Origin of the sequence: Corynebacterium belfantii (assembly GCF_041898185.1) — a bacterium.
Taxonomy (GTDB): domain Bacteria; phylum Actinomycetota; class Actinomycetes; order Mycobacteriales; family Mycobacteriaceae; genus Corynebacterium; species Corynebacterium belfantii.
The window spans coordinates 1,486,483-1,498,584 of record NZ_CP157823.1 but is presented as its reverse complement, the minus strand read 5'-3'; the positions used below and the strand labels follow the sequence as shown (position 1 = coordinate 1,498,584).

The 12,102-nt window shown below is 48.2% G+C and carries 11 protein-coding genes; all 11 read left to right on the top strand.

Translation table 11 applies throughout. The features are described 5' to 3' along the window. Positions 1-8 precede the first annotated feature (8 nt). The 11 genes from coaBC (at position 9) to ribH (ending at position 12,004) form a co-directional block, all read left to right on the top strand. Positions 9-1,253 carry a bifunctional phosphopantothenoylcysteine decarboxylase/phosphopantothenate--cysteine ligase CoaBC gene (coaBC, locus tag ABMV07_RS07460; RefSeq protein WP_196981401.1) on the top strand — a complete coding sequence of 415 codons (1,245 nt, stop codon included), beginning with the start codon at positions 9-11 and terminating at the stop codon, positions 1,251-1,253. Between the two features lie 140 nt (positions 1,254-1,393). Then, positions 1,394-2,626 carry a methionine adenosyltransferase gene (gene metK, locus ABMV07_RS07455; RefSeq protein WP_088266917.1) on the top strand — a complete coding sequence of 411 codons (1,233 nt, stop codon included), beginning with the start codon at positions 1,394-1,396 and terminating at the stop codon, positions 2,624-2,626. An 18-nt stretch (positions 2,627-2,644) separates the two neighbouring features. Then, positions 2,645-4,672, top strand: coding sequence for a primosomal protein N' (locus ABMV07_RS07450; RefSeq protein WP_374064484.1), 2,028 nt, complete (start codon positions 2,645-2,647; stop codon positions 4,670-4,672). 82 nt (positions 4,673-4,754) lie between these two features. After that, positions 4,755-5,264, top strand: a complete 510-nt coding sequence (def, locus tag ABMV07_RS07445; protein ID WP_374064483.1) for a peptide deformylase — start codon at positions 4,755-4,757, stop codon at positions 5,262-5,264. Between the two features lie 36 nt (positions 5,265-5,300). Then, the gene (gene fmt / locus ABMV07_RS07440) at positions 5,301-6,236 is read left to right on the top strand and encodes a methionyl-tRNA formyltransferase (RefSeq protein ID WP_088266920.1); all 936 of its coding nucleotides are present in this window, start codon (positions 5,301-5,303) and stop codon (positions 6,234-6,236) included. Continuing rightward, entirely contained in the window at positions 6,233-7,690 is a 1,458-nt protein-coding gene (locus ABMV07_RS07435) for an RsmB/NOP family class I SAM-dependent RNA methyltransferase (protein WP_196977603.1), read from the top strand. Before fmt ends, ABMV07_RS07435 begins: the two co-directional genes overlap by 4 nt. 53 nt (positions 7,691-7,743) lie before the next feature. After that, on the top strand, positions 7,744-8,418 hold the full coding sequence (rpe, locus tag ABMV07_RS07430; RefSeq protein ID WP_088266922.1) for a ribulose-phosphate 3-epimerase: 675 nt from the start codon (positions 7,744-7,746) through the stop codon (positions 8,416-8,418). Positions 8,419-8,512: 94 nt separating this feature from the next. Next, entirely contained in the window at positions 8,513-9,517 is a 1,005-nt protein-coding gene (ribD, locus tag ABMV07_RS07425) for a bifunctional diaminohydroxyphosphoribosylaminopyrimidine deaminase/5-amino-6-(5-phosphoribosylamino)uracil reductase RibD (RefSeq protein ID WP_374065015.1), read from the top strand. Positions 9,518-9,574: 57 nt separating this feature from the next. Then, the gene (locus tag ABMV07_RS07420; RefSeq protein WP_088266923.1) at positions 9,575-10,183 is read left to right on the top strand and encodes a riboflavin synthase; all 609 of its coding nucleotides are present in this window, start codon (positions 9,575-9,577) and stop codon (positions 10,181-10,183) included. A gap of 84 nt (positions 10,184-10,267) precedes the next feature. Continuing rightward, entirely contained in the window at positions 10,268-11,536 is a 1,269-nt protein-coding gene (locus ABMV07_RS07415; RefSeq protein ID WP_374065014.1) for a bifunctional 3,4-dihydroxy-2-butanone-4-phosphate synthase/GTP cyclohydrolase II, read from the top strand. Further along, positions 11,537-12,004, top strand: coding sequence for a 6,7-dimethyl-8-ribityllumazine synthase (gene ribH / locus ABMV07_RS07410; RefSeq protein WP_088266925.1), 468 nt, complete (start codon positions 11,537-11,539; stop codon positions 12,002-12,004). Positions 12,005-12,102 lie beyond the last annotated feature (98 nt).

Here is a 12,102-nt window from a genome sequence, read left to right as displayed (position 1 = left end):
GAGATTTTATGACGAATACTTCATTTGATAACAGCACAATTGTAGTAGGTGTTGCCGGCGGTATTGCTGCCTATAAATCCTGTCATGTAGTGAGAGGGTTTAAAGAGGATGGTGCGAACGTTGTTGTTGTACCAACTTCTGCAGCATTGAATTTTGTTGGTAAGACAACTTTTGAAGCTCTTTCTGGAAATCCAGTTTCTACTACCGTTTTTGATGCTGTCGATGAGATCCGCCATGTCAATGTTGGGCAGCACGCTGATCTGATCGTCGTGGCTCCCGCCACAGCTGACCTGATTGCTCGAGTGGCTATGGGGCGAGCAGATGACCTGTTGACTGCAACTTTACTTGTAGCTACCTGCCCAATTGTTTTGGTGCCAGCAATGCATACAGAGATGTGGAGTAACGCCGCTACCCGCGAAAACGTTGCGACGCTGCGTCGCCGGGGCATCATCGTTATGAATCCAGCTCATGGTCGTCTCACAGGCGCAGATACTGGCTCGGGGCGCTTACCTGATCCCGATCAAATTATCGATTTTGCTAAAACTGTGGCACGCACGAAAGGTATGCCTCGCGATCTTGTGGGTAAGAAAGTGCTAATTTCGGCAGGAGGCACTCAAGAGAACATCGATCCTGTACGTTATGTAGGCAATAGATCGTCAGGTAGGCAAGGATTCGCGCTAGCAGAGATCGCATCACAGCGTGGGGCCGAAGTTACCGTCGTTGCCGGTACGACAGATAAGCTTCCGGTTCCTTGTGGTACACAAGTAGTGAATGTTACATCGGCAGTGGAAATGCAGCGGGAATGCATGCGGGAAGCACGTAATAGTGATGTTGTGATTATGGCTGCTGCGGTAGCGGATTTTCGTCCATGTGAAATTGCCTCTGCAAAGATGAAGAAGGGGACCGCTGACTCTTCGCTTCAGATGATTTCGATGGTGGAAAATCCTGATATTTTGCGAGGACTTGTCGAACAACGACAAGGTGAAAAACCTGTCATCGTTGGATTTGCGGCTGAGACTGGGGATGCGAATCATACGCCCTTGGAGTTTGCTCGACAGAAGTTGAGCAGAAAAAAGTGCGATCTTTTGATGTGTAATGAAGTCGGCGTCGACAAAGTATTCGGTAAGGCGGATAACAGCGGATATCTATTGTCTCGTCAAGGAAACGTTGAGGAAATCTCGCAGGGATCGAAACACTGGATTGCTTTTAATATTTTAGATCACGTCGTGAGGTTGCTGGAAGCCGAGATGTGACTGATCTCGCGAATCTTGTCTTTTTAGACAGCTTGGTCTATATTGAGTGAAATCAGCTTAAACGGTGAGGTCTTTATTGCAGAATAGCTTTGTCTGACGGAAGCCGTTTAAATCAATCTTTTTCACTGAAGGGCAATCGAGTGTCTGAAACTGCTGCCTCCGGCTTGCGTTTGTTTACTAGCGAATCGGTTACCGAGGGGCATCCAGACAAAATCTGCGATGCGATCTCGGACACCATATTGGATGCCTTACTGAGCGTTGATCCTCACGCTCGCGTGGCTGTAGAGACTGTCACCACAACAGGTTTAGTTCACGTTGTGGGAGAAGTTCGTACCTCCGGCTACGTGGAAATTCCGAAATTGGTTCGTGACAAACTAATTGAAATTGGGTTTAACTCTTCTGAGGTTGGCTTCGACGGTCGCACCTGTGGTGTGAGCGTATCCATTGGTGAACAGTCTCAGGAAATTGGTGCTGGTGTTGATCAGTCCCATGAGGTTCGTTCGGGCGAGAATGCGGATGCAGATGACCAGGCTGGAGCGGGTGATCAGGGGTTAATGTTCGGCTACGCTACGAACGAGACAGCCACGTTGATGCCTTTGCCTATTGATTTGGCGCATCGACTTGCTCGTCGCCTGACTCAGGTGCGTAAGACCTCTGTTGTTTCCCATTTGCGTCCTGATGGAAAAACTCAGGTAACACTTGCATATGACGAATCAGGTCGCCCGGTACGTTTGGATACGGTAGTTGTTTCAACTCAGCATGATCCTGATGTAACCCAGGAATGGCTGTTTGCTCAGATTAAAGAGCATGTTGTTGACTGGGTGCTTCGCGATTCAGTCTTGGAGTCCACACTCGATATCAGCGATTATTCATTGCTGGTTAATCCATCGGGTTCTTTTATTGTTGGTGGCCCCATGGGCGATGCCGGATTGACAGGGCGAAAGATCATCGTCGATACCTATGGCGGCATGGCACGGCATGGCGGTGGTGCGTTCTCTGGAAAAGATCCTAGTAAAGTAGACCGTTCTGGCGCGTACGCTATGCGTTGGATTGCCAAGAATATTGTTGCTGCGGGTTTGGCTGATCGAGCAGAGGTACAGGTCGCTTATGCGATTGGTCGTGCAAAACCTGTCGGTTTGTATGTTGAAACTTTTGGAACGGCCAAATTTGGTTTGACGGATGAACAGATTCAAGATGCAGTATTGCACGTGTTCGATCTTCGTCCTGCAGCGATTATTCGAGAGTTGGATCTTCTTCGTCCGATTTATGCTGGTACGGCCGCCTATGGTCATTTCGGACGCGATGATCTGAAGTTGCCTTGGGAAAATACGGATCGAGCAGAACAGTTACGTGACGTGTTGTCTTTAGGCTAAATATGTAGAATCGTTGCCATGTCTAAAACCCGCGTAGCTGCTTCAAGTCTTCCAGTTGCGCGGGTGTTGCCATTACTAGGCGTTGCTCATCTGGATCGTGTTTTCGAATATTTAGTGGATTCGACGATGTCGGATGATGCTCAGCCAGGTGTCAAAGTGCGGGTACGGTTCGGTGGCAGACTAGTTGACGGAATTATTTTGGAACGAACATCAGGTCAGGAACATGAGGGGAGACTTGCTTGGCTAGATAAAGTACAGTCGCCCGTTTCCGTCTATACTCCAGCGTTGCGACGACTCATCGAATCTTTGTCCACTCGATATGCGGGGATCACTTCAGATGTGATCCGTGCCGCAATCCCTTCGAGGCATGCAAAAGCAGAAGAAGGGGATTTTTCCACTAGTTGGGAAGATCTAGGTGATATCGATGAACCCGATTTGTCTATGTGGGCAAAATACGTTCATGGGAAATCATTTGTGGACGCTGTAATTGCGTGTCAAACCGCCCGCGCTGCTTGGCAAATTGCACCGGGGGAAAATTGGGCGGCTGCGATTGCAGCGTTGGGTACTAAAGTTGCGATTGCAGGTGGTGGAGTACTCATCGTTGTTCCTGATCAACGTGATGTAGAAACATTAGAAGCTGCATTTCGTGATTTGGTATCTGCTCGACAAATCACGGTGATGACATCTGCTCAAGGACCGCAGGCTCGCTATCGGCGGTTTTTAAGTATTTTGCATGGACAAGGCCGAATCGTCATTGGCACTCGGAGTGCCGCATTTGCTCCTGTTGCCAACCTACAATTAGCAGTTATTAAAGACGATGGGGATGAAAATCTAGTTGATCCACGTAGCCCTTACATTCATGCGCGTGAAGTCCTGAGTACACGGTCTACACAAGAGCATTGTTCGCTTATTCTCGCAGGGCATTCGCGTAGTACCGAGGCGCAACTTTTGGTCCAATCAGGTTGGGCTCATAATCTGGTAGTCGATCGCGAACGAGTGCGAAAAATGATGCCGCGCATTCATGCTGTTGCAGATACGAACACAGCGTTGGAACGTGATCCACTTGCGAGGGCTGCGCGGATTCCTTCAGCAGCTTTTTCTTCATTAAGAGATGCATTGAAGCGAAATCGACCGGTGCTTATTCACGTCCCGAGGAAAGGGTATATTCCTGTACTAGCTTGTCAACAGTGCCGTTCCGCCGCGCGTTGTAGATATTGCAACGGTCCCTTGGAATTGCCATTTCCGGAGTCTGGTGCACCACAAACACCTCAATGTCGATGGTGTGGTCGTCCTGATAGTCGTTTTCGTTGTACACATTGTGGATCCTCGAATCTTAGGGCAATCGTATTGGGTGCCGAACGAACTGCTGAAGAAATTGGTCGAGCATTTCCTCAAACTCGAGTAGTTGTTTCTGGTGGAAACCGAGTGCACGATAAGATCCCAGATGCACCAATAGTGGTGGTAACTACCCCTGGAGCTGAACCAGAAATAGCGGACGCTGGACGTTATGGAGCTGCAGTGTTGCTTGATACTTGGGCTTTACTGGGCCGTCAAGATTTGAGAGCTTCCGAAGACACACTTGCAAAATGGTTTTCTGTATGTACTTTAGTTGAGCCCTGTGTAGTGGGCGGAGAAGTCGTTGTTGTAGCAGATGCAGGACTTTTCGAAGTTCAAGCATTAATTCGATGGGATCCCATTTGGGCTGCATCGCGTGAGCTTGAACTTAGACAAGAAGTACATTTTCCGCCTGCTGCCCACATGGCGGCTATCGATGGTGCCCGAGATGCTATCGATGAATTTTTAGATATGATTCAACTTCCTGACCATGCAGAAATTTTGGGGCCGGTGAGCCTTCCGGCAGGAAACAAACTTCCGGGCGAATACGATGAAAATACCTATGGTCCGCCACAACGCGTGTTGATTCGTATTCCATTGAAAGACCGTAATGAACTAGGGGAAGTCTTACGCTCTGGGATTGTGCAACGATCTGCTAAACGTAAAGAATTACCTCTCCGCGTGAAAATCGATCCTATCCATGTAGGGTAGATGTTTTGGTGTGAGTCTATATATGTGGGCTCTACTATCTGATTTGTACTAAGCAGAATAAGAAGAGACTAAAGGAAACAAAGTGGCAATCCGCGATATTCGATTGTTTGGTGATCCCGTTTTGACTACGAAGTCGTCAGAGGTGGAAGTCTTCGACTCCAGTATTCGAAATTTGGTTAATGACATGTTGGAAACCATGGATGCGGCTGGCGGAGTTGGCTTGGCAGCTAACCAAGTCGGAGTAACTAAACGAGTCTTTGTGTATGACTGTTCGCACATTGAGGATGGGCTTCGCGGGCATATCATCAACCCGGTTTGGGAGCCCATTGGGGAAGATACTCAAATTGGTCCAGAAGGTTGCTTGTCCATTCCAGATGTTCAGGAAGAAACTGAGCGTTGGATGACAGTAAGCGTTAGTGGCCGTGATGTTGATGGAAACCCGATTTCAATGGTTGCTTCTGGCTTGATGGCACGGTGTATTCAACATGAAACAGATCATCTAGATGGTGTTTTATTCTTGACAAAGCTTGATAAAGACCACCGGAAAGACGCAATGGCTCAGATCAGGAAGTCTGAGTGGTTTAATCAATAGCTATAAAGTCCAACTCGAAGACTTAATGAGGAAAATATGCGTCTAATTTTTGCTGGAACACCTGAGCCTGCAGTTGTAGCTTTATCCCGATTACTCGAAAGCGAACATGAGGTCGTAGCTGTGTTAACCCGTCCTGATGCACGTCGTGGACGTGGAAGGACTCTGCACCCTTCACCTGTGTCGGAGCTTGCGCAACAACACGGCATCGAAGTGCTAACTCCGGCTACGATCAAGCCAAATACTCCTGATGGCGACGCTTTTCGAGTCCGTCTCGCCGAGCTAGCACCAGACTGTGTTCCAGTAGTTGCATACGGAAACCTCATTACAGAGGATCTTTTACAAGCTGTTCCGCATGGATGGATCAATCTGCATTTCTCGCGCTTGCCGCGTTGGCGTGGCGCAGCCCCAGTTCAAGCTGCTATTGCAGCTGGAGACACGTCGACGGGTGCTACTACTTTTAGAATTGATAAAGGACTCGATACCGGTCAAATTCTCGGAGTCATTCACGAGCCGATTCAATCAACTGATACCGCTGACGATTTACTCACTCGGCTGGCGTACTCAGGTGCAGATCTTCTGCTTAACACTATGGATAATTTGGCGCAGGGAAATGCTACATACAGTGAGCAAATTGGCACTGCGACGTATGCACCTAAGATAACAACAGAGGACGCACGAATTCAGTGGACACATCCAGCCGAAGCCGTCGACAAGCATATTCGTGCTGTTACACTAGGCCCAGGAGCTTGGAGCTTACTAGGTGATCAGCGCTTTAAAATTGGCCCTGTAAGCGTGGCAGAAGAATCAGATTTACAACCAGGACACATGAGAATTGAAAAAAATCGTGTCTTAGTAGGAACCGGCGATCTTAATATTGAGCTTGACCAAATTCAGCCGCAAGGGAAGAAAAGAATGAAAGCATCTGATTGGGCTCGCGGATTGCAAAATACAGAAGGCTTGGTGCTGTCATGAGTGGTGGTTTTCGTTCCCGTTCGCGCTCAGGCGACCAGCTTCCCGTACGCAGTGAAAAGAAGCAATCTACAAATAGGTCTCGCCAACCAAAGAGATCATCGCAATCAGATCCGAGATGGAAGCCGCTTAGAGGAATTGACCTACCGCGGTCAGTTGCTTTTTGGGTAATCCAACGAGTTGAAATAGATGCGGCATATGCGAATCTGACCCTTCCCAAAGTTCTCAAGCAGTCGAAGCTTTCTGGTCGCGACGCGGCATTTGCTACGGAATTAACCTATGGCACTTTAAGAACACAAGGTGTTCTCGATACCGTGATCGCAGAATGTTCTTCACGGGAACTTGAAGCTTTAAAACCGGAAGTGCGGGCAGCGCTGCGCCTAGGTGCCTATCAGCTTTTATACACACGGGTAGGTGCTCATGCAGCTGTAGATACAACCGTTCGAATCATGCAAGCAATCGGTCAAGATCGTGCAAAAGGATTTGTCAATGGTGTTCTCCGTACAATTTCAAGAACTTCTCCTCAATCGTGGATCGAAAAATTAACTCCATCGGGTGAGGTTGAGTCAATTGCCTTTCAGCATGCACACCCCGCTTGGATTGCTCGAAGTTTTTCCCAGATAGTTGGAATGAACGAGCTGGAAGCTGCATTATCAGCAGATTCTGAGCGTCCAAAGGTGCACTTGGTAGCACGCCCAGGGGAGATGAGTGCAGAAGAACTTGCGCTTATTGTTGGAGGCGATGAAGGTAAGTATTCTCCCTATGCTGTTTACCTAGAATCTGGTGATCCAGGAGCGCTGGAACCAGTTCGCAAAGGTTTGGCTGCGGTTCAAGATGAAGGCAGTCAACTAATTGCGCGAGCAGTGACCGAGGCTCCAATATATGGAGAAGATCAAGGAAAATGGCTTGATCTGTGTGCTGGTCCCGGCGGGAAAGCAGCATTACTTGGTGCAATTGCACGTATTGATGGTGCGACAGTGGATGCTGTCGAAGTGAGCGAGCACCGTGCGAAGTTGATCGAAAACATTGTTCGAGGTTTGCCCGTCAAAGTTACAGTAGGTGACGGACGCTCCCCAGGATTGGCGCCAGGATATGACCGAGTATTAGTTGACGCACCATGTTCTGGACTAGGAGCATTACGACGCCGCCCTGAAGCGCGGTGGCGAAAACAAGAAACTGACATTGAGGATCTGACAAAGCTGCAATCGCAGTTGCTCGAATCGGCTTTACGGCTTGTACGAACTGGTGGAATCGTTGTCTACTCAACGTGTTCCCCAGATTTAAGGGAAACACGACAGATTGTGGATCGAATACTTCGTTCTCACGAAGTTGAAGAGCTTAACGCTGCAGAGCTCGTTCCCAGTATGGAAAACACTGGTGAATACAAGTCGGTACACATGTGGCCACATCGACATGGCACAGATGCGATGTTTTTCGCAGTTCTGCGTAAAAAATAACGAGATGGGGTAGCGTCGCGTCGAGCTTATGGTTTCCACGCTAGACTGAGGCTATGACTCAGACTCGACAGTGTCCGATTATTGCACCATCAATTTTAGCTGCAGATTTCCGTAAGCTTGAAGAGGAAATCCAGTCGGTTAACCATGCCGACTGGATTCATGTCGATGTGATGGACGGCCATTTTGTGCCAAATCTTTCTTTTGGGGCAGATATCACTCGTGCTGCACGGATGAGCACCTCACAACCACTTGACGTTCATCTAATGATCGAAAATCCAGAAAATTGGGTGGATTCGTACATTAAAGCTGGAGCGTTTACCGTCATATTTCATGTGGAAGCAACAGACAACCCAGTTGATCTTGCACGACATATTAGAGATCAGGGTGCAAGAGCAGGGTTTTCATTAAAACCAAGTACTCCGATTGATCCTTATCTCGATATGCTAGAAGAGTTTGACGAAGTTTTGATCATGAGTGTCGAACCTGGATTCGGCGGACAAAAATTTATGCCGGAGCAATTAGAGAAGGTCCGTCAACTTCGTCGAATTATTGATGAACGCAATCTAGACGTGACTATCGAAATTGACGGTGGTATTTCGGAGTCCACAATCCGCCAAGCTGCAGAAGCGGGATGTGATGCCTTTGTTGCCGGTTCTGCTGTCTTTGGTAGTGATGACCGTAATGCTGCCATTAACGCGTTACGCGAACGTGCGCGCAGTCGTGCCTAGCCAGAAAGATATACAGGTGAATTGTGGGGTGCCGCTTAGTGCTGAGTTGCCATTAAACACCATTTATGCGGAAACAACGGTTATTGGCGCTGAAATGAACTTTATTTATCCTGCGGTCATTGCAGCAGTTCAAGAAGGAGAAAAAGCTTGGGGAACTACACACCCTAACCCTCCGGTTGGTGCAGTGGTGCTGTCTAGCAATGGCTCGATTGTAGGAAGGGGGCATACCCAACCACCTGGGGGCTCTCACGCTGAAATAATGGCATTGAGGCAGGCAGGGGAGCATGCAAAAGGTGGCACATTAGTGGTCACTTTAGAGCCATGTAATCACTGGGGAAGAACTGGTCCCTGCAGTCATGCTATTTCTGAATCCAGTATTGAGCACGTAGTTTACCTCATGCCAGATACCGGTGCGCTAGAGAAAGGCGGGGCGGAATATCTTCGGCGTCAAGGATTAAAGGTGACCTTTTTAGACCTCAGTGTTGCTGCTCTTATTCCTTGGCAAGCATCTAAAGATCGTGGTTGGCCGTATGTTGTAGGGAAAACTGCCCACACTCTGGATGGCTTTGTTGCTGCTGAAGACTACAGCTCCAAATGGATAACTGGCAGTGCATCGCGTGATTACGCCAATCAGCAACGACGGCATTTTGATGCGATCATTGTTGGAACTGGCACTGTCAAAGCTGATAATCCAGCTTTGACAGCTCGAAAAGACGATGGCACCTTATTTCCGCATCAACCACTCAAAGTGGTCATCGGAACGAGTAAAATTTCTGAGGGTACGCAGTTAGCAAGATCGGGATTTGTGCAGTTTTCAACGATCGAAGAAGCATTGGTACAACTTTGGGCCCGAGGAGTGCGCTATGTGCTGGTTGAAGGCGGTCCACATTTATTACATGGATTTTTAACGAGCGGTAATCTCGACCAGTTACATTCGTATAGTGCGCCCATGCTTTTAACTCGGGGAGTTTCCCTTCTACAAGATGTGGAGAAGAAATCTGCGGAAAATGCTAATATTACGATTGCAAGTGCATTAAGAGGAAGTACTCAATCCATTTCGATGCTCGGGGACGATATTCTTCAAGTAATTAATATTTGATCTGAACACCGAGTGGTTGTGACGAAATCTCATCGAAAAAATAAAAGGATTAGCGAAATGTTTACTGGGTTAATAGAAGAAATCGGAACGATTACTGGAATGGAAGAGCAAGGAGACTCACTCGTTCTCAGTATTTCAGCACCAGCACTTATGGTTGATGTTAGGCAAGGCGATTCAATTTCAGTCAACGGTGTGTGCTTGACTGTTGTTAATTATGACGCTACTGGTTTCACAGCTGATGTAATGAAGGAGTCTCTCGATCGTTCTAGTCTGGGTCAACTTCGAACCGGCAGCAACGTGAATCTGGAACGCGCCATGCGTGCGGATGCCCGCATGGGAGGGCATATCGTGCAAGGTCATATTGACGGCACTGGTGTGCTGTTGTCTCGGGATCATTCGGAACATTGGGATGTATTGCGTTTTAGTCTTCCGGCAGATATTTCGCAGTATGTGGTTGAAAAAGGTTCGGTTGCTGTTGATGGAACTTCATTGACGGTGTCGTCGATAAGCGAACCTCTTGCAGAGAATCATTGGTTTGAAGTTTCGTTAATTCCCACTACTTTGGAGCACACTACGCTCGGTGAGCTAAAATTACGCGAGGTTGTGAATTTAGAAGTAGACATCGTTGGAAAATATGTTGAGCGAATGCTTGCAGGACATAGATAACATCACAAATAGCGAGAAACGAGTAAGGTAGTGCGGGTGGATATAACCCGAAGCGGTACACCTCATAACAATGAGGCTCACCCGATAGATCAGCAGAATAGCGATTATCTAGGGGTGGCTTTGGATAGCATCGAAAGAGCCATCGCGGATATTGCGGATGGAAGGCCTGTGGTCGTAGTCGACTCAGAAGATCGTGAAAACGAAGGCGATTTAATTTTTGCGGCTGACAAGGCAACGCCCGAGCTAGTAGCCTTTATGGTTCGATATTCTTCGGGTTATATATGTGCCTCTTTGACGCCAGAAGAATGTGATCGACTTCAGCTTCCGCCAATGATATCCCATAACGAGGATGCGCGGGGTACTGCATATGCTGTTACGGTAGACGCAAATACGGGAACAACTGGTATTTCTGCAACAAGTCGTGCAGATACGTTGAGAAAACTTGCCGACAGTCAATTCGGACCTCAAGATTTCACACGTCCAGGCCATGTGGTTCCTCTGCGTGCGAAAGCAGGAGGTGTGCTCGAACGGGCAGGGCATACTGAGGCGGCTGTCGATCTAGCTCGAATGACTGGCTTGAATCCAGCAGGCGTCCTGTGTGAAGTCGTCAGCGAAGATGATCCCACAGACATGGCACGAGCACCTGAACTACGACGATTTGCGGATCGACATGATCTTGCACTTATCTCGATTGAACAGCTTATTGAGTGGCGACGTAGGCACGAATTACTTGTTGAACGAGCCGTGTCAACACAACTGCCAACTGAGTTCGGACGGTTTACCGCAGTCGGCTATCGTGGAATCGTTGACGGCGTAGAACATATTGCGCTGGTTGCTGGGGATATTTCTTCTGATGAGGGCAAGGATGTTCTCGTTAGAGTCCATTCAGAATGCTTGACCGGAGATGTTTTGGGTTCTCGTCGGTGTGACTGTGGACCGCAATTACAGGCGTCCCTTCGAGCTATTTCCGAGCGGGGGCGCGGAGTCTTGGTGTACTTGCGTGGACATGAAGGACGTGGAATCGGATTACTTCATAAGCTTCAGGCGTATCATCTGCAGGATGAAGGGGCCGATACGGTTGACGCAAATAAGGCATTAGGCCTGCCAATTGATGCGCGTAACTACTCCGTTGCTGCACACATTCTACGAGATCTTGGCGTGAAGTCAGTATGTTTGCTGACGAATAATCCAGAAAAATTCCTTGAACTGGAACGCTATGGGGTCATCTTAAACGGACGAGAGCCGGTCAAAGTGGAAGTGCACGAAGATAATATTCGTTATTTGACCACAAAGCGGGATCGAATGAACCACGATCTGCCGTGGATTGCCGCATACAAAAAGGAGCAAAGCTAGGTGAGCAAAGAGGGACTGCCCAATGTATCTTCAGTAGCAGGAGCAGGTCTTGTTGTCGGAATAGTCTCAGCAACGTGGAATGAAACGATCTGTAATCAGCTCCATACTGAAGCGATTCGCACGGCAAAGGACTGCGGTGCAAAAGTCATCGAAACACGAGTGATCGGCGCGCTGGAGCTACCGATTGTGGTGCAAAAACTCGCTCAGAACTGTGATGCGGTGGTTGCTAACGGTTGTGTGATTAAAGGTGGCACTCCTCATTTTGACTATGTTTGCGACTCAGTCACTGAAGGACTTACACGAATTGCTTTAGATAGTGGAGTACCAGTCGGTAACGGAGTGCTTACTACTTTGAATGAAGAACAGGCGATTGACCGCGCTGGTTTTGATGGTTCCACTGAGAATAAGGGAGCAGAGGCAACCATTGCGGCTATGCATACGGCGCTTGTTCTAAGGGATTTGCCGTAAAGTAAAACGTCGCAGTCACGTAAGCTGAGATCGTTACGATTGAAGCTGTGGCGCCTTAAGTACTAGAGTCGTGTGAAGGCAAATGCATGATAAGTGCT